Here is a 24305-nt window from a genome sequence, read left to right as displayed (position 1 = left end):
TTCACAATTAACTGTTTTGATTTTTTATACTTTTTCAAAAATTAACTTTTTACTTAAGGGATGATAAGGAACGCACCTTAAGCAGTGTATCAATAGCTAAAAATATAAACGATGTAAAAGATCCGGATTCCAAGAAAAAATTAACAGTAGTTTACAGTAGAAGTAGAATTTAAGTTTTGTATAAATACACATGATTGATCTAAAAAAATATAAAATGGGTATGAGAGCTATTAAACTACAAAAAACAAATAATGAATTTTGGGTGCTGAAATTAGATACATTCTAATATTTTGTAACAAACAGTCCCTCCAAAAGCTAAAAGTAACGGTAGAATTGCCATATTAAACGAGTTGTTGAGGGAGTTACTCCATATTTTAGATGCTGATAGGACTTCTTTTATAGAAAGAAGAGCTATAAGCCCGAAAATTACCAAGGCTCCATATTGTGGAAGCCCAGGAGATGTACTCATTGAAACTGCGCTCGAAGAGATAACACTCAATAACATATTGATGCCCCCATAATATATAGTAGACTTTTTTTCTTTTGTTGAATGGTACATGTAACAAGAACTACATGGTATAAAAAACTTTTGTCAATTTTGTTAATTGATAATATACCAATTAAACAATAAGGAGAATAAAATTTAAATTTGACTAACGTACCAAAAATGAGTTTATTTCTGTTTATTAAAAGGAATTGAGAGCTATTTGGTTGGGGAATACTATTAAAATATTCAGCAACACATAAATAAAAAAAGAGAACAATACAAACTTTTGGGACCTTCTACAAAATTGAAATCAGTTTATTGCATCATAAGTAGAGCCTGATCAGGGAGTTTAGGGCATCAGCTACCAATGTCAGCTAAATTGAATTTTAAAATTTAACCATAAAATACTTTATTTTTCTGCATATGAGATTTAGTACAGTAGATAAAAATTTATACTTTTGTGTAGAATAAGTTTTGCATAATTTCTTGAAAGTATAATCTTTTAATAGGTATACATTGTTAATTATTTAATATTGTATTGTCAATATGTATTGGAAAAAATTGTATAAAGATCAAATTTTAAAAGGAGAAATTCCTGTGCACAGATTTACTAATTTCACTAATAAAATGAAAACATTGGTTTATATAGTCGTCGTCCTTTCAATTCTTGTTTTAGTTGTAACTTCTCCTGCAGCAGCTTCCGTTAATAACTGGGAGTTTTCCCCTCAAGAACCTGTTCGTGGAGATACTATTAACATAAAAGGGAGTGCATCTCCGGGAGAGGAAGTCGGTGTATACGTGACCTTTGATAAAACCGTTCCTGTCTCAGGGGGGAAGTTTGAATACATTCTTGAAGATGTAAAAATTCCAGGGAGCTTAGACAACTTTTTTACAGTTGAAGCAAGGGGAGCCAAAAACCTCAATGTGAGGGTAAAGATGGTTGTCTGGATAACAAAAAGTTCAGAAGCCTCAGGAGAAACAGTAACTGTATCTCAATCAAATGTCCCTCCAGGAACCTATGATATAAAAATTGACGGAGAAGCTAAGAAAGGAATTTCAAATGTGAACCTGAAGATTAAAGCTTTTCAGAAGATAAAAGCTGATTCGAATGGGGAACTAGGTTATTCATATAACACAAAAGCAATTCCACCTGGGGACTTTGAGATAAAAGTAGGAGAAATCACGAAAACAGTAACTATTAAGTCGGGCGAAAATTCAGGCTCAAATACAGATTCCTCCTCCAACGAAGATTCTTCCTCCAACGAAGATTCTTCCTCCAACGAAGATTCATCTTCCAACGAAGATTCTTCCTCCAACGAAGATTCATCTTCCAACGAAGATTCTTCCTCCAACGAAGATTCATCTTCCAACGAAGATTCTTCCTCCAACGAAGATTCATCTTCCAACGAAGATTCATCCTCCAACGAAAATTCATCCTCCAACGAAAATTCATCCTCCAAAAAATCTGCTTCTAGAGGCTCTTCTTCCCCAAAAACCGAATCTTCTATGAAACCAACAAGCTCCGAAAATGCAGATAGAAGCGAAGTTTCTGAAGTTTTAAATTTAGATAAGAATCTCACAGAAGTGAGCAATCAAACAAAGCTTTCCGGAGAGAACATTCAAAAGCCCAAATCTTCCAGACAATCTGTAGATAAATTATATCTGTTAGCAGGAATGGGGGTAGGAATTCTGATTCTGTTTGTATATTCAAGAAGGAAATGAAAAAAAACGGCAATTCAAGGTGATTATTATGGAAAAAAATCAAGAATAGAATGGAGGTATGCCCTTGAGAAAGAGTCTATTGATAGTTGCACTAGGAATACTCATATTAACCTCTACAACAGCAACTGCTGGTAATAATGAAAAGAGTGTTGTCCCTATTGAAAGTATAAACTTTATAGATAGTAATAATGAAAAGAGTGTTGTCCCTATTGGAAGTATAAACTTTACAGACAGAGTTGTTTATGTCTTGGATCATACCAGCAACCCGACACAAGGAAACTGGATTATAATGGGAAACCCGTTTGCAGAGTCAAGAATCCAGCTTCCCCATCCGATAAAAATCACATACGAGGGACCGAAACATATTGAGTTTGGGGGAGCTTCTGGAACCTTGTATAAAGACAGAGATGGAAAATTCACTGTAAACTACCCGTCAGCTTATGTCTATAGAACCATTCCCATTTACCAGCCGGGAGAAGATGCAGTGATGTTTTTCTTTGGGGAAGCCGGTTTAAAAGGAAATGTGGAGATATTCCTTATAAAAGTAACCCCGGACACAGTATTCGAGATCCTTGATGCCTTTAGAGAAAAAGATATAAGGAACCTAAATAAGCTCTTTAACAGCAGTGTAGACGGGAATTATAAAAAATATTCCGCTGTGCTCGGAAAGAATGGAGATTTGCTAAATTATAATTTAGGGCCGCTTGATGCTGGACAGTATGTTATAGTCATGACTCAGGAAAATGAAGACGACAGCTTGACAGTCATCTCCACAACAGCCTTTATGGTCTCAAAATACAAGTTACTCGTTTCAACTCCAGGGAGCATAGTAAATGTAGCAGACCTAGACATAAGCATTCCCGTAGTAATAACAAATGAGGAAAATTTGGATCTAAGAATGAATCTTGTGAATGCTCCCGATAAAAGTAATTGTACTTATGGAGCAGTACTGATCAATGAGCATGCATATAAGGCAAAAATTGAGGTCAATACTAATGGAACAAGAAGCGGCACATCAGTAATAGTAAATGGTGTGGACGTCATTGAAGAGTTTGGCATAAACTCCTCAAATTATAAGTCAAAGCTAACTAAAAACGAGCTTCAGAAAGAAATCCAAACCCTGATAGGGGGAGGAAATGGTTCCATAGCAATAGGAGATAAAGGCGAGAAAGCATTATCACTTACCACTCTTGATTTACCTCCAGGTGACTATTTGCTCTTTGTGGGAGCATATTGTCCGGGAGAAGGGCTTGTAGGGCTTACTCAGCTCAAAGTTTTGATTATACCAGGAAGCGATCATCACATACCGGGAGGAGATCATGGACCTCATGGACCTGGAGGAGATCATGGACCTGGAGGTGATGACTCTGGAGATGATGGCGGGTCTGGAGACGATGATTGTTCAGATGATGACGGGTCAGGAGGCGACGATTCTGGAGATGACGACTCTGGAGGTGATGGCTCTGGAGATGACGACTCTGGAGGTGATGGCTCTGGAGATGACGACTCTGGAGATGATGACTCTGGAGGTGATGGCTCTGGAGATGATGATTCCGGAAGTAGTGGTAGCTCTGGACGCGGTGGTAGCTCTGGACGCGGTAGCTCTCCAGAATCTTCCAAGAACATCAAAGCAAAAGAGCTCTGTCAGCAGTTTATTTCAAAAGGTAAGACTATAAGGTTTGAGTTCACAAAGAGAAACACCTGTATTAACTACATAGAGTTCAAGGCAAAGAAAACTGCTGGGAAAACTACAGCAATTGCTGAGGAGTTAAAAGGAAAGTCCAGTCTAACTCCAAATGAACCCGAGGGAGAAATTTATAAATACGTGAATATTTGGATCGGAAACAGTGGCTTTGCAAACTCGAAAAACATTGAAAATGCCACCATAGGTTTTAAAGTAAGTAAGGATTGGATTGATGAAAACTACATTAACGCAGACTCATTAGTCCTTCAACACTTCAACAACAAAAAGTGGAATTTCCTCCCGACCGAAAAGATAGATGAAGATGAAAAATATGTTTACTATGAAGCTAAAACTCCCAGTTTCTCCCCGTTTGCAATCACAGCCAAGAAGAATATGGTAGTGATTGATGAGAAAGATGAAGACCAAGTATATTCCGGAGGAACACCACAGAATGAAGTAAAGGCAACAAATGAGACTGGTACAGCTCCTCAAGAAAATATAAACAAAACGATTTTGAAAATTGCAACCTTTTTTGCAGGGTTAGCTATAGTCCTCATTATAGGCGCGATTATTATGAGGAAAAAGCAACCAGAACAATGAAAAGGAGATTATAAAAGGTGAAAACAGGAGACAATTATGTCTTCTGTTCTACCTCTATTTTTAAAGAAAACTCTCTTAAAACTGTTTAAATCAGACTTTTTAATCCGTCCTGCAGTTCAATCTCTCCTTTCCACCAGCTGGAGATCTTTGAGACATCTGCTCTTGAATCTTTAACATCGCCTGCTCGTGGGGCGGCATGCACTATCTTGCTGGAAGAGCCAGTTAACTTAATAATATTTTCCGCAAGCTCTAGAATGGTTACGCTTTTTCCCATAGCTACATTAAAAACCTGACCATCCCCATGCTCAAGAGCTGCAACGTTTGCCCTGACTACATCTTTAACATGCACAAAATCCCGGCTCTGAAGTCCATCTCCGTAAATAATAAGATCCTTCCCTGCTTTTGCCCTGTCAAGGAAAATTGGGATAACAGCCGCATATGGAGATCGTGGGTCTTGGCGGGGACCATAAACATTGAAATAACGCAGGCAAGTAGTGCGCAGCCCGTGATTCTCGTAGAACATCCTTGCCAGATACTCCCCATCAAGTTTAGATATAGCGTAAGGTGAAGCCGGTTCAGGATACATATCCTCGCGTTTTGGAAGGACTGGGTTATTTCCATAAACGGCAGCAGAAGAAGCTGTCACAAATTTATTGACATTAGCTTTAACGCAAGCCTTCAGTACGTTAAGGGTTCCAAGAGTATTAATCCGGAAAGCCTCAGCAGGTCTTTCACAGCTTAAAGGTACAGATACAAGGGCAGCTTCATGAAAGACATAGTCAATGCCTGAGACTGCCTTTTCGACTAAGGAGAAGTCGCAGATATCTCCCTGAATGAATTCGATATTTTTATTCTGCGGGATATTTTTAATGTAACCTGTGGCAAGGTTATCCAGAATCCTGACAGTGTGTCCTTCTTCCGCAAAATATTCAGCTATATGGGAGCCTATAAAACCTGCTCCTCCTGTGACCAGTACTTTCATGCTTTCAGAGAAGGAAAAAATACAAAATAAAATTTTCTATGTCAGTCCAGAGATATAAGTAAAATTAAAAAAATCTGTAATGTAGACAAACATAATAAGGACGGGAGAAATTCATTAAGGAAAGGGAAAAATTTTTCATACAAAGAGACCTTATCAATAAGGGGAGTCAAAAAATTGGGAAACTAAGGGTACTTTTTGTAGAAATTTAAGTCGGACAAAGAGTCGTATAGAATTCGAAATTCAGGCTTAAATGTAAAGAATAATACCACTAAAGATTGAATTCAAGATGTAAAGGCACCTTCATCCTTATTTTCCTTTAAATGACCACCTGAAAGGTTAAACCTTACTTGAAGAAATTTCAAAGAAGATATGCAGATTATGGCTCACATAAGTATAAATCCAAAGAAGTTAGATATAAAAAGATTCTATCAGTGGTAAAAATGGCCGGAAATAGAAAATTTCCCATGGACCTTTTAATCGTTGCAGGTTTTGTATTTATTACTAACGTTTTCGTACTTGTGCCTGCACTTAGCGATAGTTTCCTGCGAACGTACATGGGAATCTTTCTGGTGCTATTTTTGCCTGGCTATGCCCTCGCTGGAGCTATTTTCCCAGCTAAAAATGATCTTGAAGGGATTGAAAGAGTTGCAATCTCTTTAGGATTGAATATTGCAGTCGTCCCTATAATAGGATTTATCCTGAATTATTCCGCCTGGGGAATCAGGGAGACTCCTTTACTGATAGGACTTTCAATTTTTACTCTCCTGATGTGTGCAGTTGCATATTACAGAAGGAGATTGCTGCCTGAAACTGAAGCTTTTGGAATTTCATTCAAAACATGTTTCTTTAATATGAAAGCCAATGTACTTGAAAAACCTGAATCAAAAGCTGACAAGATTATTGCGCTTATTTTAATCCTTTCTATTCTGGCATCTATGGGAAGCCTCGCCTACATAATAGGACACCCTAAAGAAGGAGAACCATTTACGGAGTTTTATGTTCTTGGAACCAACGGGACAACCGCGGATTATCCCACAGAATTTGTACAGGGGGAGAAAGGAACAGTTATCATAGGAATAAGAAACCATGAATATAGACCTGTAGATTATACAATGGAAGTAAGGCTTGAAAATCGGTCTCTACCTATTCCAGAAAATCAAAAATCTGTAAGTCTTGAGCATAATATGTCCTGGGAAGAGCCGATTACTTTTACACCGCTTTTTGAAGGAGAGAACATGAAGCTAGAGTTTCTGCTCTTTAAAGAAACTGAAAAAGCAGTACCCTACAGAAGTCTTCATCTCTGGATCAATGTTACTGAGGAGGCCTGAAGATGGCGACTCCTGAATTTTCGCCTTCGGAGTTGAAAGCAAGAAAAATCTCTCCGACGGAACTTGGGAAGATGCTTAAAATACAAACTGAAGATAAAATAGGATTTCTGAAAAAGATATTCTATACAGGAGTCCCTATAACTGCAATTATTCTCATCGAATTGTTAATTTTTGGTGGACGATTGAAAGGAGCTTCAATAGCTTATACTTTTTTGCTGCTTGCACTCTCATTTTCAATAGCCGTTACTGAAAATTATCTGGTAAGGAAAATTTACCAGGCTCTTTTGATTCTAACAATTTTCCGATTGATAAACTTCTCTATGCCAATTTTTTTTGAGAAAAATCTTTACTCGTTTATATTTATCTATGTACCTCTGGCAATTCCACTAACTATTGCTGCTACTCATCAAAAAATTGTATATGAAAATAATAGAGATACATTGAAAAAGTTATGGATTTATCTTCCTCTGTCTGTCCTTGCAGGCTTTGCCTTTGCGCAAGCAGAATATATACTTATAGGGGCAAGAGCACTTATTCCAGATCTCTCATCTGCAAACTTGCTCGCACTAATAGTCATAATGGTCTTCATTGTGGCATTGATAGAAGAACTAATGTTCAGGGCAATTCTCCAGACAAGCCTGGAGGAATTCCTAGGACCAGCTGGGGGGATCATCCTTGCAAGCCTCCTTTTCGGAATGATGCATTCCACTTATGGTACCCCCTTTGAGATGATATATACCTTTTTTGTAGGAGGTTTTTTAGGATACCTGTTTTATAAAACCCGAAGTCTTCCCTTAGTTGTAATGATTCACGGCTCGATAAATGTGTTTTTGTTTGGAATAATTCCTCATGTGGGTCCGGGACTTGGATTAACGTAAGACGGGTAAAAGGATTGAGAGAGTAATATGAAATTCCCCTAAAACACGAATATGAATGTCGCTGGTAGCCAGCAAGATGCTTTGAAGCTACTTTATTTATAAATCTCAAGTTTTTTATATTTAAAATTAATATAATAATAAAATTAACTTTTTCCACTTACTAATCGGATTTCCCTATATCAACCCACAAGAAATGAATAAGAAATCTGCGCTCTTTTTCAGGAAGGAACACAAATTATAAATTACATCTTTAAAAGAAGATTGCCATTCTTTATAAATAGAATTTTATTCGATTAGGAGAAAAAAATCTATGACCAGGTGTGCAGACCGTTTCTGGGAGATTGATTGTTTGCGAGGGTTTGCTGTCCTCCTGATGCTCCTGTACCACTTTCTCTATGATCTGGATTTTTTTGAGCTTGCAGATATTCAGCTTAGATCCGGCCTCATCCTGTATGCAGGCAGACTCTCAGCTTTACTTTTTATCCTCGTCTCTGGGATTGCTCTGTGTATAAGTCATTCAAGAGCTCTTAATAAAGGTTTAGATAAAAATGGCACAGAAAACTTTTCAAAATACCTGAGAAGAGGGCTTAAACTTTATTTGATGGGGCTTTTGCTCACAGGTATAACCCGGGTCTTTTTACCTGAAGAATACATCGTCTTTGGGATCCTGCACTTTTTCGGGGTCTCGGCTGTACTCGTGTATCCCTTCCTGAGATATGGGAAAGAAAATCTCTTCTTCAGCCTGTTCTTCATCCTCTCAGGGCTTTATCTGAGGAACATAACCTTTGGGTTTTCCAGTCTGCTCTGGCTCGGTTTCACTCCCGAAAACTTCAGAACCCTTGATTACTTCCCCATTTTCCCCTGGTTTGGAGTACTGCTCGCAGGAGTTTTCTTTGGAAATCTTCTGTATGCAGATGGGAAAAGACAATTTGAGATCCCTTATACTGGGAAAAATCCTCTCTTCAGGCTGTTTTCCAGGATGGGACAACATTCTCTTGTCATATATTTTATCCATCAGCCAGTCTTTCTCGGATTACTGTTCCTGAGTGGGTTACTTGATCCGAATATTATAAAAGCTACTTAAAAAGTGAAATCTGAGAAGTGTTATTTCCCTATTTATCCGTGTGCTTTTAAAATTACTAGATGTCCATTACTAGAAGATTCATTACTAGAAGATCCAAACCGGCTGGTTTTATATCATATGACATCGGTAATTTGCATGATTTGCTTGAATGTATTGATATGCTGAGAAATTTTAGTCTGCTCTGTACAAAATGACTAGAACGTAGGTCAGAAGTAAATCAGACTTATTTTTAATCTGATAATGAAGCAAGAAATACAAAACCAAAAACAGAAGACGGAGAAAAGAATGTATCTTGAGATTGCAATGTTTGCCTATTTTGTAGTTCTTTTCCTGACCCTTCGGGATGTCCGGATATTTAAGAGAACAGGTTATCGTTCTTACAGGAAAGGAGCCATGAAGGGACTTGCAGCTTCTTCCGTGATTTTAGTAGGAGCAACTGCTGCCAATGTAAACCCGAACATCGGGCTGCTTCTTGTATTAATAGGATTATTTATTAATCGTAAAGGAGTAAGAGAGCGCGTTTTCACTCATGCAGGAACCCTTGACCGTTTTCTTGGGAAAACGGATTATATAAAGAGGAAATAATGTATATACCTAAAGACAAAGATATATTTAAATGCAGGATATATTAAATTCATATAACAAGATTATACTTGAAATGTAATTATTAAAACCCCAAGATGTTGCAAAAAAGAGATATCTGAGAGAAAATTGTCAGCACCTGTTGCACGCTCAATTAATAGAGGAAAAGAATAAATAAGCCTCACAGCTTTAGACTGGGGTATTGACCCCAAAACTTATAAATCTCAAGTGCCCTATTAGTCGACAAAATCAATATCAACCAAATTTTTACATCCAGTTTTCACTGAACCGATCAATTCGAGGGGAGAAAATAGACAACAAAACTATTTTCTGCTTCCGGCTTCACGTTAACCATATTTCACAGGAAAAATGTGAGACAAACTAGAAGTAGAATTGAGTAACTGGACTAAAAAAATAGCAAAAACATCCAAGAGGAGATACGATGGGAAATATAAGACAGACTAATATAAAAAAAACAGCATTAGAATTACTTGAAAACTATGGAGATGTCTTTACAAAAGATTTTGAAACCAACAAGGCTCTTGTGACAAAGTACACGACTATTGAAAGCAAGGTCATAAGAAACAGGGTTGCAGGTTACGTCACAAGAAAAGTTGCACGCATGAAAGCATCATACTAAGTAAGTAGGGAAGAAGCCATACTAAGTAGGGAATTTACTTCGGTACACTGGAGGGGATATCTAACATGTTTGAAGGAGCAATGCCTGCCCTGATAACTCCTTTTACAAAGGATGACAGGATTGACAGGGAAGGCTTACAAAGGATTATTGAATTTGTTGAAGAGGGAGGAGTTGCAGGAATTGTACCCTGTGGAACTACCGGAGAGTCTGCAACTCTTTCCGCACCTGAGCATCAAGAAGTAATAGATATTGCAGTGGAATACTCAAAAGTTCCTGTAATTGCGGGAACGGGCTCAAATAACACAGTAGAAGCTCTCCAGTTTACAAAGCACGCTGCAGATGCAGGTGTAGATGGTGTGCTTCTGATTTCTCCTTATTATAACAAGCCAAATCCTGCAGGCCTTCTTGCACACTTCAAGAAAATTGCAGAATCAGTTGATATTCCTATGATTCTTTATAATATCCCCTCCCGTACAGGGCAGGACATGCCGGTAGAAGTTATTGCTGAACTTGCAAAAGTTGAAAACATCGTGGGAATTAAGGAAGCCAGCGGAAACCTTGGTAAAGTTTCCCAGATTCTGGAAAGCACTGTAGATGAGGATTTTGTGGTTCTTTCAGGCGAGGATAATTTGACCCTTCCAATTCTTTCTGTTGGAGGTCAAGGAGTTATTTCTGTTGCTGCAAATATCGTACCCGATAGAGTATCCAGAATGGTAAATGCAGCTCTTTCCGGAGACTATGAAACTGCAAGAAAGATCCATTTTGAAATTTCCCCCTTGATTCGTGCCCTTTTCCTGGAAACGAACCCAATTCCGGTCAAAAAAGCTGCAGAACTTGCAGGTCTTGCAAGCGGGCACCTGAGGCTTCCACTCGCACCCCTCAGTGAGACAAATACTGAGAAGGTTGCAAATGAACTCAGAAAACTGGGGGTTATTGAATGATTAACGCAGCAGTACTCGGAGCCTGCGGCAGGATGGGTTCTTTAATTGTAGAAAATATTACCAGCCACCCGGATATGCAGCTTGTTGCTGCTTTTGATATTTGTAATTTCGGAAGAGATGCAGGAGAATTTGCTCACGTCGGCAACCTGGGAGTTCCGATCTCAGATGTTAAAGATCTTGAAGCTGTTCTGAAAGAGAGCAAAGCTGATGTCCTTATCGACTTCACAGCCGCCGGCGCAACCGCAGTTAATGCTCCAATCGCCGCCAGAACCGGAGTAAACCTTGTAATAGGTACGACAGGACTAACTCAGGAGCAACGAGCAATAGTTGATGATGCTATCCAGAAAGCCCAGGTAAGTGCAGTTATTTCTCCGAACTACTCAGTAGGAGTTAATGTCTTTTTCAAGATAATCCGAGAAGCTGCAAAATACCTTGCAGACTATGACATTGAGATCATAGAAGCTCATCATAACCAGAAAAAAGATGCTCCAAGTGGAACCGCTCTTCGTGCAGCTGATGTTATCAGTGAAGCTCTGGGTGGAAAGGAATATATTTACGGCAGAGAAGGTATTGCCCCACGCGGAAAAGAAATCGGAATTCATGGAGTCCGCGCTGGAGATATCACAGGTGACCACACCGTCCTTTTCGCAGGCAATTCCGAAAGAATTGAGATCAGGCACATGGCTCATTCTCGACAGATCTTTGCCAAAGGTGCAGTGCGCGCAGCCGAATGGGTCTGTAAGCAAAAACCTGGAATTTATTCTATGGATGATGTGCTCGGTTTATAAAACAACTTAAACAAGCGTTTTGATAGAAGCTTTAAATCACAGGCGTGGGGCTGAGTTTCCTTATCAGACCCGCCTGCATTCTCAATCTAAGACAAATCATTTACTTTCTTTTTTCTTAGTCTTTTTCTTGATCCAAACCAAACTCATCTTCAGAACGCCAATAATATACTAATTAAGATAGGATCAATCACGGCTGAAGACCAGCTCTGTATTCAAGTTTTCAACCCTGTGTGCAACAACGACATTTCTCTGTATTCCCAGCTTTTTCCCCCTGTACCAATTTCCACGAATATTGAGCCTATCCCCTGCTGAGACGAGGCAGAGGTCGTGATAGAGCACAACTATTATTTTTCCTTCGTATTCAATCGAGAAGATACTTTCATATTTGCTTCCGATGCCTCCATAGACGATAATAAAAAGTATACCAAGAAAAAAGGATGGACGTTCATATATTCTGGAATCGACAACTGCCCTAGTCTCGACTCCAGATATCTCACTTTCCTCATTGCTGTCTTCTTTTTTTGCTACTTCTCTTCTGGCTTTTGAGTTAAGTGGATCTACAAGCATCATGGATATCAGAAAGACGCAGGGAACTCCTGCAAAACCAAGTACCCAATCTTCTATCAATAACAAAGTCAGGAGTGAAGTAACACCTGTAATCCCTAGAATCAAAAAGACTTTCTTTTTTCTATTCAAGCCAATGCCTTTTTAGGGTTAAAAACTAAAAATCTTGTCAGTAAAACTAATCTTCTTTCAATTATTTAAAATGCACCTACATTTAAAATTAAGTAGTATTGTCATGTATATGTTTTAGTATTAATTGAACTCTCTAATTCCACAGAAACTATTTGAAAAATAAGAAAAGTAAATAGAGCAATCTAATCTCAAACAGAAGAAAGAGGAATAATGGCTTATTTGCAAATATATATGGGAGTTTATTAGTTAATAGCTGACGAGCGTTCTTCTTGGAACACTAGAAAACATAGAAAAAGAATTATTATTTTAGGCTTTTCAGTAGTTGTTGAAAACTCTTTTCGTCTATAAGTCTCTGGGCGTTGAGCATCTTTCTAAACTCATCAGCACCTTTTTCACCGCCCTTTCCTTCAAGCCTGTCCTCTAATTCTATTACAGCTCTTAGAAGCCCGGTAGCTTCCTCATATAAAGCCTCAGCTTCAGCCTTTGTGAGTTCTTCAGTCTCCAGCAGTTCTTCATTTGCTTTTGCTTTTTCTTTGAGTTTCGGGATAATAGCCCTTACTTCAGCAGCCTTATTCGAGTTAATAATTCCCTTTTCTCCCAGTTCCCGGATCAAATCTCCTAATTTATACTCCTCTCCATCTATCTCTGTGGTTTTAGGAATTTTTTTTCCTACCCAGGCAAAATCACTCCTGAGGCTCCAGAGGAGTTTATTCCGTTCCTGAGTGCTGATATATTCCACATATGTTTCTTTTCTATTTCTCTCGTCCGGTAACATGGATTTTTTCCCCGATTCAGGTGTACTTAAGTATTCTCTGCCCCAATTCATATCTTTTTCTATATAAACCTGAAGAAACCAACCCAGTATGCATTTAAAGGAAAATCCAGTCTTCCCTGTAATCTCAGGTTAGAGTGTCACATGGATTGAGAGTAGGAGATTTTATTAAATTTCACAAAAATGCTCAAAGCAGATTCTCGGCTATATTTTCCGAGATCACATGTTCACAGTACAGACAGCGAAGAGTTACTCCTTCTTCTTCAGACTGCTGCACAGAGAATTTTGATTTTATAGGTTCGTTGCTATTGGAAATACATTTTGAGTTGGTGCAACGAACAACACCCTCAACAGAGGGAGGAAGTACAACATTATTCTTCTGGACGACTTCAAAATCCCTGATAATATTGATGGTAGCTGTCGGAGAGATAAGGGCAATCTTGTTAAGTTCTTCAACGCTGAGTTCTTTACCTTCGATTTTCACAACGTCTTTTTTTCCTCTGGCGCCTATAGCATTCATAACAAAGCTAATAGTGGCTCGGAAATCACTGGATATTCCAAGTATACGCAGAACATTCAAAGCCTGTCCTGCCCTTATATGGTCAATTACTGTTCCTTTTTCAATTGCCTCGACTTTGAGGTTTCGTTTTCCCTTCATTCAATTACCCCCGTAGCAAGAGCGAGAAGTGCCATCCGTGTAGGAACACCATAGAAAGCCTGTTCGAAATAGCAAGCATATGGCGTTGAATCTACTTCGGGAGAAATTTCGTTGACTCTCGGAAGAGGATGAAGAATTTTGAGGTTCGGATTAACATTTCTCAGCAGGTCACCCGTAACCTTCAATCTGTTTTTAACCTTCTCGTATTCCTCGGGATCAGGGAAGCGTTCCCTCTGGACCCTTGTCATATAGAGAACCTCGACATCTCCAATTATTTTTTCAAGGGAGTCAGTCTCTTTTACATTGATATTCCTCTTTTGAAGATCCCTGACAATCTCTGGAGGCATCCTGAGTTCAGGAGGCGAAACAAAAATCATTTCAGCTTCGTAAAGGGATAGAGCATAGCAGAGAGAATGTACTGTTCTTCCATACTTCAGGTCTCCTGCCAAAGCAATTTTCAGACCCTCAAGATGACTTTCTCTGCGGATAGTGTAGAGGTCAAGGAAAGTCTGTGTAGGATGGTTAACAGACCCATCTCCACCGTTGATTATAGGAACACTTGAAAATTCAGCAGCCATCCGTGCCGATCCGTCAAGAGGATGACGCAAGACTATAAGGTCCGCATAATTACTGATCACACGGATGGTGTCGGCAAGATTTTCTCCTTTCATTACTGAACTTGCCTCCACTGAACCAAGGTTGAGAATTTTTCCTCCAAGCCTCTGCACAGCAGCTTCAAAAGACATCCTTGTCCTTGTGCTCGGTTCAAAAAAAAGAAGTGCTATAATTTTCCCATCAAGAAGCTTGAGTTTCTCTTCGCCTCTGGCAACAGGCTCAAGCCTTTCCGCAGTATCCAGAATGTGGTCGATCTCTTCCCGCGAAAAATCTTTCATAGAAATAACATGTCTGTTCTTAAGTGACATCCTGCTTCCATAAAATGATACACTTAGATATAATTTTTGCCCTAGAAATTTCTGAGAGACCAGGGCAACTGAATCCCATTCCCATATCTAAGTTATGCACTTTACTTGGATACCTTTCATTAAATTTAAGCCAGAGTCTTGATTCTTTGATCCTCCAATTGACGATTCGCATTGAAATTGTTTAATGTTTATTGTTTATCCATGAATTTCAGATAGAATAACAACAGTGAAATAAAATCAGTAGAATTAAGTTAACAGAACAAAATCAACAGAGATTGACCTTTGTAGCATTTCCAGCTTCCAAAGTAAAGATCAGGCAATTGAGTACAAGTCTGTAAGTTTAAAAACATAGTTAGAGGGTATTATGAGACGGTGATGAATTTGTCCGACCTTTGAGAAGGCGGGGATTCTTTCGCTCTACTAAAATCGTAAACTAATAGAGTAAACCCGGAATAACAACCAGAATAAAAGTATACAGGAAAGCTGATATAAGAATGCTTGAAAATTTCGGTTTCTTCGATTTCTCATTTGAGGTGATACTATAGCTCCCATAATTCAGGTTGCACTTGATCTTCTGGAATTAGATCGCGCGGTAGAGATTGCAAAAGAGGCAGTAGCAGGGGGTGTAGATTGGATTGAAATCGGAACACCCCTTATCAAAAGTGAAGGAATGGACGCAATCCGTACCATGAGGAAAGCTTTTCCAGAACGAACAATTCTGGCAGACATGAAAACTGTAGATACAGGCGCTTTAGAAGTCGAGATGGCAGCAAAAGCTGGCGCTGATGTGGTTATTGTGCTGGGGAGTGCCGATGATTCTACACTGCTTGATGCTCTTCGTTCAGCTCACAAATATGGAGTCCGGCTGATGGCTGACCTCATCTCGGCTCCTGACCCTGTAAAAAGAGCAGTTGAACTTGAGGCTTTGGGTGTGGACTATGTTAATGTTCATGTAGGAATAGACCAGCAGATGATGGGAAAAGACCCCATTTCACTCCTCAGGGAGATCGCACATAAAGTCAATGTACAGCTCGCGGTCGCTGGAGGACTTGATGCAAATTCTGCAGCGCTGGCGGTCAAGGCTGGTGCAAGAGTTGTCATTGTCGGAGGGAATATTACTCATTCTGACAACGTAACCGAAGCAGCCAGGAAGATTCGGCAGAGTGTGGACTGCCCGGATGCTGTGGAAATCCGCTGTGTTGGCACTGTAGACCAGGAAATTAGGGAAATTCTTAAAGAAGTATCCACTTCAAACATCTCGGATGCCATGCACAGAAAAGGCGCAATGAAAGGTATTCATCCTCTGGTAGGAGGAAAAATGGTAGGAACCGCAGTTACTGTACAGACTTTTCCTGGAGATTGGGCAAAGCCAGTGGAAGCAATTGATATTGCAAAAGAAGGAGATGTAATCGTTATTTACAACGAAAGCAAGGATGTTGCCTGCTGGGGAGGACTTGCAACCTTAAGTGCCTTAAATAAGGGAATTGCAGGCGTAGTAATAGAAGGTGCTGTCAGGGATATTGACGAGGTCAAGAACCTGGGGCTTCCGATTTATACAAGCAATACAGTACCTAACGCCGGAGACCCTAAAGGTTTTGGAGAGATTAATGCTGAGATTACCTGTGGTGGGCAGACCGTGAAGCCAGGAGATTATATTGTAGGCGATGAAAGCGGTGTTGTGGTAATTCCAGCAGAGAGGGCGTACGAACTAGCAAGAAGAGCAAAAGAAGTTTACAAAAACGAAAAAAGACTTTTCGATGAAATTAAGAGAGGTGGGACGCTCTCTGAGATAATGGAACTCAAAAAATGGGAAAAACACTGAATATGGTACTCAAAAAATGGGATAAACACTGAACAAAAAAAATGGGATAAGCACTGAATAGTTCCATTTCTCAAAAATCTATTAAAGTCCAGGGTAAAAGAGAAGAAATGGGAATTAAAAGGAAAATGAGAATAAAAAACGCCAGAAAACTATTAAAGTCTAAGAGATGCTGCGAGACCACAGAAAAATTTTCACTCACTGTTCTCAGGACTGTTCTCAGGTCGAGAAAAGCAGATTCTGGACAGAAGTAAAGCCTTGATAAATTTCATTTCTTCTTCCTGGCAGTTTTCACCTATTCTGGCTCTAATCAAGGAATCCATTTCCAGCTCGAGGGATTCCAGTGCATTTTTTACCTGTAACTGTCTTCCCGGGGGAAAGACTCCTCCAGTATCCCTGATATTTCCAGTAAGAGCGAGCTCTTCAAGTTGTCTGAAAACGGTTCGGGTATTCATTCCCTGGATTTCAGCAATCTCATCTACACTGAACCCCTTCTGAAAGAGAGAAAGAGTTCTTTCAAGGGAATCCGTTTCAGAAAGAACAGGTTCAACAGGGTTTGCTTTGATCACATTTACAGACTCTGATTCAGGTAAAGTTTCTGCCGAGTCTATTTCTCCTGAGTTGCCTGTCAATGGGTTTCTCTCTGACCAGTCCTGAATGCTCGTGTCCAGATATTTTCTCCTTTTTGTTAGTAAGCCGCCAGTTTCTAAGCTGCTCATGTCATCAGCTTCAGAATCAGGCATTTTAGTCCCAATAATCCCAATTTCAGCTTCGGAATCATTACCATTTGGAACTATTTCCTCTGATGTTATCCCCTCATATTCAGGGTCTCTGCGGGTAGTTTCTGGACTTTCAGGTTTTCCATCAGGCATTAAATTATAATCTCTACAATAGTTCTCAATTTCCTTGAGGAAAACATCCCCGTACTTCCTCAATTTATGATCTCCAACCCCTGTAATGGAATGAAATTCCTCATGATTGCGCGGAAACTTTGCAGCCATTTCCTTAAGTGTGGTGTCAGAGAAAATGATGTAAGGAGGAAGATTTTTCTTTAGGGCAATTTCCTTTCTCAGAGCTTTTAACCGCTCAAAAAGAATAGGATCAGGCTCTTTTCCTGATTTTAGATTCTTTCTGGCTTCTATATTTTTCAGAATATCAGCCGCAACTGAAAATTTTTCTGAGAGACCCCCTTCTGAAGACCCTTCTACAGGGTAACACAAATCATCAGCTTTTTTGCCTTCTATACAGGCAGCTATTGAAGAAGACATCGAGTGTTCTTTAGCTTCAGGCACAAAGCCTTCAGGACAGACAAGCTCAACTCGTTCCGTCCCTCTCAATATCTTCCTGCTCATTGCGTTAAGTTTCAATACAGGATACTTCGCGCCGCTCACATTTAGGAGACCGGTATTTATCATTTCGGAAGCTAACGACCTCCATTGTTCTTTAGTAAACTCCCGACCAATGCCGTAACTTTTCAATTTTTCATGTCGATTTTGCCGGATTTTTTTATTTTTTGAGCTTGTGAGAATATCGATAACATAATTAGTGCCAAAGCGCTGGTTCAACTCCTGGATGCAGGTTATCAATTTCTTTGCAGCTTCCGTTCCATCAAAAGTACCTTTCGGAGTAAGGCAGTTGTCACAGTTCCCACAAGGTTCTAAAAGAATCTCTCCAAAGTATTCCATTAAAGTCTGGCGCCTGCATTTATTTCCCTCACAATAAGCTACCATCTGCCTTAACTGCATAAGAGCAATGTCTTTCTCCTTCTCGTTTGTTTTCTGTGAGATAAAGTATTCTATCTTGAAACGGTCCCCCCTGCTGAAAAAAAGAATGCATTCACAGGGACCGCCATCCCTTCCGCCTCTGCCAGTCTCCTGATAATAGCTCTCAAGATTTCTGGGAAGGTCATAGTGTATTACGAAACGTACATTAGACTTATCAATACCCATCCCGAAAGCGATTGTAGCTACTATGATGTCCACATCGTCTTTAATGAACATCTCCTGGTTTCGGGCTCTATCGGCATCTGAAAGTCCCGCATGGTAAGGAAGAGCCCTGAACCCAGCAAGATTCAGTTTTTTTGTAAGTGCTTCGACACTGTTTCGGCTCTGGCAGTAGATGATTCCTGCTTCACCTCTATGCCGGCGAAGGTAATCGGTGATCTCGGAAAAAGTATTCTTCTTTGGTCTGACCTCATAATAAAGATTTTTACGGTTAAAACTGGCTATGTAAGGCCCTTTTTCCGGAGCAATATTAAGGTTGAGTTGCGATATAATATCTTCTCGAACTCTTTCTGTAGCTGTTGCCGTGAGCGCGATAATCGGAATATGAGGAAATCCTGTCTTCGGATCTCTCAAAAGTTTCAATTTTCTATACTCAGGTCGGAAATCGTGCCCCCACTCGGAAATGCAGTGAGCCTCGTCAATTGCAAATAGGCTGATCTTTCCCTTCTTTAAAAAAGAAAATGTTCCTGGCGTCATGAGCCTTTCGGGAGCAATATAAAGGATTTTTAACCTGTTTTCGAGAAAAGCGGTTTTCACATCCCGAATTTCTCTAGCACTCTGGGTACTGTTCATGCAGGCGGCAGCAATCCCGTTTGCTTCAAGCCCGTCAACCTGATCCTTCATCAGGGAAATCAGTGGAGAAACAACGATTGTAACCCCGTCAAAGAGAAGAGCAGGTAACTGATAGCACATTGATTTGCCCCCACCAGTAGGCATGAGCACAAAAACATCTTTTTTCTCAAGGACATCCCTGATAATTTCTTCCTGCAAAGGGCGAAAAGAGGTATATCCGAAATACTGGCGCAGGGCTGAGTACATTCTGGCAGACAGGGAGGGCTCGGGCTCAAGTTCATGTTTACTAGCATTCAAGAAATTATATTCGGTACTCGTTTTCAAATCCCCCTGACCTGTAGAACTAATTTCAAAGCCAGAATATCAGTACCGGAAGATCCGGTAAAACCAGGCATGGTTATGCACTGATACAATAGTCTGACACAATAGTTATGCACATAACATTCTAATTTTTATAATAAAACTTTCCAATGTTCATGATGAATTAGCCTTATGCTGATGACAATAATTCCATGCTTAAATAAATTTTTCTCATTTTATGATAATCTGACACAATAGCCAGATTGCGTATAAAGTGAACCTGCTCTGGAATCCTGACGTTGTGATGTTTCAAGTTCATCATATTTAAGTTGCGGGTGTGCGGGATGAAAGTATTCGGCTATATCGGGTGTAAGCTCTCAAATAAATTCAGATTTTTCGAATAATAAAACTAAAAAATCAATTTAGGAAGAGATAAATGATATAGTCAAGATAGTCAATCTCTGGAAAAGTCAGAAAAGGATTAAGCGGTGAAAATAAATTTATTTATCTCTAGCGTCAACATTATTAATGTTTGGTATGAGGTAAGGATAGGAAGATAAGAAGTGTGGTACACCCAGGCACTTCTTATCTTCCTCTTCAGTTATGTTCTGTATCAGCCATTCTTTTGTGTGATCCCATCAGGCAAGTTCTTAGTTTGAAAACCCAGTACTTTGAGATCAGTTTCTCCTGCAGGATACAAAAACTTGACTTCCAATTTACAGCAAATCTATGACACTGACTATTTTTGTTTCTTCAACTATACCTTTAAATATCAAAACCTCCATGCACCAACTCATATATTACAATAAAATAATCAGATTCTGATAATTCTGGTAGTTTTTACAGATTATGATCATTTTTTCTAAAGGATTGCAGTTTAGCATCATTAAGGAGCATTTCAATGGTAAAACCCGAAAAGTTCATTTCAGAAGCGATTGAGAAAATTAGCAAAGAAATTAAGGACGGGAGAGCAATTATTGCGCTTTCGGGCGGTGTGGACAGTTCTGTTTGTGCAGAACTGGCTTACAGGGCGATTGGGGACAGGCTTCAGCCGATCTACATTGACACAGGGCTCATGAGGAAAGGAGAAACCGAGAGGATAAAACATATTTTCTCCCACATGAACCTTGATATTGTTTATGCAAAGGATAGGTTCCTTGCAGCCCTCAAAGGTATAACTGACCCTGAAGAGAAAAGGAAGGCTATAGGCGAGACCTTTATCCGCGTGTTTGAGGAAGAGGCAAGGAAACTTGCAGCTGAGTACCTTATACAGGGGACAATTTACCCTGACAGGATCGAGTCCGAAGGCGGAATCAAGTCCCATCATAACGTTGGGGGACTGCCCAGTGTGATGGATTTCAAACAGATTGTTGAGCCTATCGCGGACCTTTATAAGGATGAAGTCCGGGAAATTGCCTGGGCGCTCCAGCTACCTGACGAGATCTGTGAAAGAATGCCTTTCCCGGGTCCTGGTCTGGCTGTGCGCGTTCTTGGTGAAGTTACAGAAGAGAAGCTTGAGGTTGTTAGGGAAGCCAACTTTATAGTTGAAGAGGAACTACTTGACAGGTTCTGCCCCTGGCAGGCTTTTGCTGCTATCCTCGGCAAAGGGACAGGTGTAAAAGGAGACGTCAGGGCATACGGATGGATCGTAGCTATAAGAGCTGTGGGATCCAGAGATGGAATGACTGCTGAAGCGCTAGAACTCCCCTGGGATGTGCTCAAAAAGCTTGAAGCCAGAATTACCTCTGAGATTCCAAAAGTAGCCAGGGTGGTTTACGATATTACACCCAAGCCGCCTGCAACAATCGAGTTCGAGTAATTTCGAATGTAATTAAGTAAACAAATAAAGAACATAATATAAAGCTGAAGCTGTTTTTAGCTTCAAAACCTTTTTTTTACAATAAAGCAAGCCACAAAGTGAGTTTTTACGCCCATGACCCTGAATAAAGCAGTAATGGAAATTCGGCAGCGAATTAAAGTTAAACCTTCTCCTACAGACGAGCCTGCGGCGAGCTGGACAGGAGTAGATCTTGTAAACGGAAGCCAGGTAAATACTCTAACGATAATTTTCAAGAGCGCAGGCTGCCGCTGGGGAAAAGCTGGAGGGTGTACCATGTGTGGTTATGTATATGACTGCGCAAGTGAGCTTCCAACTCTGGAAGATTACAAAGCCCAGCTTGCAAGAGCAATGGAGAAGGCTGAAAAATTCCCTGAGTTTATGGTCAAGATATTTACCTCAGGCAGTTTTCTTGACGAACTGGAAGTGCCTATTGAGGCAAGAGATACAATCCTCAAAACTCTTGCAGACAATCCCAGGGTAGTCAAAGTGCTTGTTGAAACCCGTCCCAATTTCGTAACTGAAGAAAATGTGCAGGAATGCCTTAAAACTCTGAAGAGTAAGCCCTTTGAGCTGGCTTTTGGGCTGGAGACCAGTTCGGACAGAATTCGCAGGGATTCGATTAATAAAGGTTTTACTTTCGAGGACTTTATCCGTGCTGCAGAAACTGCAAGAAAGAACGGAGCAACTGTAAAAGCATACCTGATGTTAAAGCCTCCTTTCCTTTCCGAACGCCAGGCTATGGAGGATATTATTCGTTCCATAGATGATGCAGCCCCTTACGCAGATACAATTTCTATCAACCTCTGTAATGTCCAGAAAGGCACCCTTGTCGAAGCTCTCTGGGAAAAAGGGCAGTATCGTCCTCCCTGGCTCTGGAGCATAGTAGAAATCCTCAAAAGGGCAAAAGCAGCCCATCCAGACCTCCCCCTTATGTCAGATCCCGTTGGAGCAGGTTCAAAACGCGGTCCTCACAACTGTAAACTGTGTAGTTCTGACGTAGCAGACTCTTTGAGAGCTTTCTCGCTTACTCAAAATCCGGAAGATCTCAACAAAACAGACTGTGAATGCAAAGAGCTCTGGAAAAAAGTCCTGGAACTTGAGGATTTTACTTATGGGACACCAATTTTAGATTAAAAACGTAAAGAAAAATTCTATTTGAACTGAGTGGGAATATTATACCCGACCATCATAAGAAGGTCAGCATATCTCCCATCTTTTCATCATATCAAATTTCGTGTTAATTATAAAATTGTCGCGTTGTCTTCAATTACTCTTGTGACTTTTCTAACTTGCAGACCATAGTTCCGACACCGCAATCGGTAAAGAGCTCAAGAAGCATGGAGTGAGGGACATTTCCATTTATTATATGAGCCCTTTCGACCCCGTTTTCAACCGCAACTGCTGCGCCTTTAATTTTTGGAATCATGCCTCCCTGTATAACGCCTTCTGAGATTAGAGTATCAATATCTTCCAGAGTCACACAAGAGATGCGGCTGCTGGGATCCTTTACATCTTTAAGCAGACCTGGGACGTCAGTCATCAGAATAAGCTTTTTAGCGTGTAAAGCTGCCGCAATGTCACCTGCTACTATATCGGCATTAATATTCAAAGCATTGCCTTTTATATCCACTGCAATAGGAGAAATGACTGGAATGTAACCGTTCTCAAGCACTATATGAAGGATGTCAGGATTAATCACTTCACACTCTCCAACCCAACCAATATCGACTTCAGTTTCGACACCGTCGACTATTACCTTCTTCGCACCCTGTTTGTGCCCAAGGATCATTCTGCCGTCGTGACCGCTGAGCCCGATGCCTTTTCCCCCAAAAACTCCTATGAGGGACACGATTTTGGTATTGATATTCCCGACAAGTACCATTCTGGCAATTTCCATAGTCTCGTCATCTGTGATACGTAGCCCCTGGAAAAATTCAGCCTTCTTGCCCATCCGCTCCATTTTTTCCGTGATCTCGGGCCCGCCCCCGTGAACAATAACGGGTTTGATTCCCACGTAGCGCAGGAGCACAATATCTTTTATAATATCTTCCATGATCTGGGGGTTAACCATTGCGTTTCCGCCCACTTTGATAACCATGATTGAGTCATAGAACTCCTGCATATAAGGCAGGGCTTCAATGAGTACGTTTTCTCTCTTAAGTTCCATGATGTAGGAATCAGAAAATCTGTTTTTAAACTTATCGTTGAAGATACTGATTAAAACCCGAAGAGCGTGAAAAATACAAGTATGACATGATTGATTTGGGGAAGTGCTGGAAAATAAGCCAGCCCGGATAGCAATAAAATTAAAGACCAGTCCAGGCTAATTCTATATCTGGATATTAAAGAAAAAGAAGAACCCCGATTTCAGGGCATGTGAGAAAAATTAAGTTTGTTCAGTTTATTCGAGCTTTTCTATCCTTTCTTTCTTGACAAAGGGCTTGCTGATTTTCTCAGGCATCCAGGCTGGCCTGTTTTTAGGGGCGTCGACAATTTCCTTCCATGCCTTGAAAACGTGCACCTTCTTTGTCCCGCGTTCTCTGAGGCGGATGATATCCGGATTGGCTTTAGTCCCGGAGCCCCGGTTTGCAGCTTTCAGGGCAGCCTGTCGAGGCTGTTTTCCGGTGAAAACTCCGTGCTCATTGCCATCTTCGTCTCGTAAAACAAAATTTCTTGTGTTGGACATAAAGGTCACCTCGCAAATGTATTGCTAGACACTGATTAAATTTTAAAGTATATAAAGTCTTTCTTCAGGATGTTGCCTATAGTTATTGGTTTATACAAAAATCACCTAAATTTGCGAAGAGTATATAAACTAAATTTTTCCAAATTGTCGACAGCATGAGAAATATTTAAATAATTATCCCTTGTTAAAAATGTAGTCCAAAATAAGTTTCAGGAAATAAGTTTTGGACACTTATAAAACTTAAGTATTTTTGTACATTTGGAAAAAGAGTATGAAAAGCATAAACTTTACATGTTATAACTTCTTATGGTCATTATAT

20 protein-coding genes are annotated in these 24305 nt (G+C 40.0%); 12 read left to right on the top strand and 8 right to left on the bottom strand.

The window, feature by feature from the left end; all coding sequences use genetic code 11:
* Positions 1-1033: 1033 nt before the first annotated feature.
* Positions 1034-2209, top strand: coding sequence for a hypothetical protein (locus MSTHT_RS13795; protein ID WP_148704462.1), 1176 nt, complete (start codon positions 1034-1036; stop codon positions 2207-2209).
* A gap of 64 nt (positions 2210-2273) precedes the next feature.
* Positions 2274-4493 carry a TIGR04279 domain-containing protein gene (locus MSTHT_RS13790; protein ID WP_156149739.1) on the top strand — a complete coding sequence of 740 codons (2220 nt, stop codon included), beginning with the start codon at positions 2274-2276 and terminating at the stop codon, positions 4491-4493.
* Between the two features lie 85 nt (positions 4494-4578).
* Here the strand turns inward: MSTHT_RS13790 and MSTHT_RS08805 are convergent, their stop codons facing one another.
* Positions 4579-5475, bottom strand: coding sequence for an SDR family NAD(P)-dependent oxidoreductase (locus MSTHT_RS08805; protein ID WP_082086818.1), 897 nt, complete (start codon positions 5473-5475; stop codon positions 4579-4581).
* Between the two features lie 440 nt (positions 5476-5915).
* Here MSTHT_RS08805 and MSTHT_RS08800 point away from each other — a divergent pair, with 440 nt between their 5' ends.
* From MSTHT_RS08800 to dapB, 7 genes are all read left to right on the top strand, one after another.
* Positions 5916-6803, top strand: coding sequence for a DUF1616 domain-containing protein (locus MSTHT_RS08800; RefSeq protein WP_048167458.1), 888 nt, complete (start codon positions 5916-5918; stop codon positions 6801-6803).
* Between the two features lie 2 nt (positions 6804-6805).
* Positions 6806-7681: a CPBP family intramembrane glutamic endopeptidase gene (locus tag MSTHT_RS08795; RefSeq protein WP_048167457.1), complete on the top strand. Its 876-nt coding sequence runs from the start codon at positions 6806-6808 to the stop codon at positions 7679-7681.
* Between the two features lie 310 nt (positions 7682-7991).
* A complete protein-coding gene (locus MSTHT_RS08790) occupies positions 7992-8765 on the top strand; it encodes a heparan-alpha-glucosaminide N-acetyltransferase (RefSeq protein WP_048167456.1) in 774 nt (257 codons plus the stop codon).
* Positions 8766-9050: 285 nt separating this feature from the next.
* A complete protein-coding gene (locus tag MSTHT_RS08785) occupies positions 9051-9350 on the top strand; it encodes a hypothetical protein (RefSeq protein ID WP_048167455.1) in 300 nt (99 codons plus the stop codon).
* Between the two features lie 439 nt (positions 9351-9789).
* A complete protein-coding gene (locus MSTHT_RS08780) occupies positions 9790-9987 on the top strand; it encodes a 30S ribosomal protein S17e (protein ID WP_048167454.1) in 198 nt (65 codons plus the stop codon).
* Between the two features lie 65 nt (positions 9988-10052).
* Positions 10053-10928, top strand: coding sequence for a 4-hydroxy-tetrahydrodipicolinate synthase (gene dapA, locus MSTHT_RS08775; protein ID WP_048167453.1), 876 nt, complete (start codon positions 10053-10055; stop codon positions 10926-10928).
* Entirely contained in the window at positions 10925-11716 is a 792-nt protein-coding gene (gene dapB / locus MSTHT_RS08770) for a 4-hydroxy-tetrahydrodipicolinate reductase (protein ID WP_048167452.1), read from the top strand. Before dapA ends, dapB begins: the two co-directional genes overlap by 4 nt.
* A 183-nt stretch (positions 11717-11899) precedes the next feature.
* On the opposite strand, the gene MSTHT_RS08765 is transcribed toward dapB, so the two are convergent.
* The 4 genes from MSTHT_RS08765 to pyrB all read right to left on the bottom strand — a co-directional run bounded on the left by MSTHT_RS08765 (position 11900) and on the right by pyrB (position 14765).
* Positions 11900-12412, bottom strand: coding sequence for a hypothetical protein (locus MSTHT_RS08765; RefSeq protein ID WP_231588045.1), 513 nt, complete (start codon positions 12410-12412; stop codon positions 11900-11902).
* A gap of 301 nt (positions 12413-12713) precedes the next feature.
* Positions 12714-13187 (bottom strand): DUF5788 family protein, encoded by a 474-nt coding sequence (locus MSTHT_RS08760; RefSeq protein WP_048167451.1) that lies wholly within the window; start codon positions 13185-13187, stop codon positions 12714-12716.
* A 184-nt stretch (positions 13188-13371) separates the two neighbouring features.
* On the bottom strand, positions 13372-13842 hold the full coding sequence (pyrI, locus tag MSTHT_RS08755; RefSeq protein ID WP_048167450.1) for an aspartate carbamoyltransferase regulatory subunit: 471 nt from the start codon (positions 13840-13842) through the stop codon (positions 13372-13374).
* On the bottom strand, positions 13839-14765 hold the full coding sequence (gene pyrB / locus MSTHT_RS08750) for an aspartate carbamoyltransferase (RefSeq protein WP_048167449.1): 927 nt from the start codon (positions 14763-14765) through the stop codon (positions 13839-13841). Before pyrB ends, pyrI begins: the two co-directional genes overlap by 4 nt.
* Positions 14766-15306: 541 nt before the next feature.
* Here pyrB and hxlA point away from each other — a divergent pair.
* Positions 15307-16587 (top strand): 3-hexulose-6-phosphate synthase, encoded by a 1281-nt coding sequence (gene hxlA, locus MSTHT_RS08745; protein WP_148704463.1) that lies wholly within the window; start codon positions 15307-15309, stop codon positions 16585-16587.
* A 191-nt stretch (positions 16588-16778) separates the two neighbouring features.
* On the opposite strand, the gene recQ is transcribed toward hxlA, so the two are convergent.
* Positions 16779-19406 carry a DNA helicase RecQ gene (gene recQ, locus MSTHT_RS08740; RefSeq protein ID WP_048168491.1) on the bottom strand — a complete coding sequence of 876 codons (2628 nt, stop codon included), beginning with the start codon at positions 19404-19406 and terminating at the stop codon, positions 16779-16781.
* A 955-nt stretch (positions 19407-20361) separates the two neighbouring features.
* Between recQ and guaA the strand changes: the two genes are divergently transcribed.
* Entirely contained in the window at positions 20362-21279 is a 918-nt protein-coding gene (guaA, locus tag MSTHT_RS08735; RefSeq protein ID WP_048167447.1) for a glutamine-hydrolyzing GMP synthase, read from the top strand.
* Positions 21280-21393: 114 nt separating this feature from the next.
* Positions 21394-22434 carry an archaeosine biosynthesis radical SAM protein RaSEA gene (locus MSTHT_RS08730; protein ID WP_048167446.1) on the top strand — a complete coding sequence of 347 codons (1041 nt, stop codon included), beginning with the start codon at positions 21394-21396 and terminating at the stop codon, positions 22432-22434.
* Positions 22435-22567: 133 nt separating this feature from the next.
* On the opposite strand, the gene argB is transcribed toward MSTHT_RS08730, so the two are convergent.
* Both argB and MSTHT_RS08720 read right to left on the bottom strand, forming a co-directional pair.
* Positions 22568-23467, bottom strand: coding sequence for an acetylglutamate kinase (gene argB, locus MSTHT_RS08725; protein ID WP_048167445.1), 900 nt, complete (start codon positions 23465-23467; stop codon positions 22568-22570).
* Positions 23468-23701: 234 nt separating this feature from the next.
* Complete coding sequence (locus MSTHT_RS08720; RefSeq protein ID WP_048167444.1) at positions 23702-23986, bottom strand: non-histone chromosomal MC1 family protein; 285 nt, start codon at positions 23984-23986, stop codon at positions 23702-23704.
* Positions 23987-24305: the final 319 nt, after the last annotated feature.

This window comes from Methanosarcina thermophila TM-1, assembly GCF_000969885.1.
Classification (GTDB): domain Archaea; phylum Halobacteriota; class Methanosarcinia; order Methanosarcinales; family Methanosarcinaceae; genus Methanosarcina; species Methanosarcina thermophila.
The sequence above is the reverse complement of the archived record's forward strand: the minus strand, read 5'-3'. Positions and strand labels throughout refer to the sequence as shown.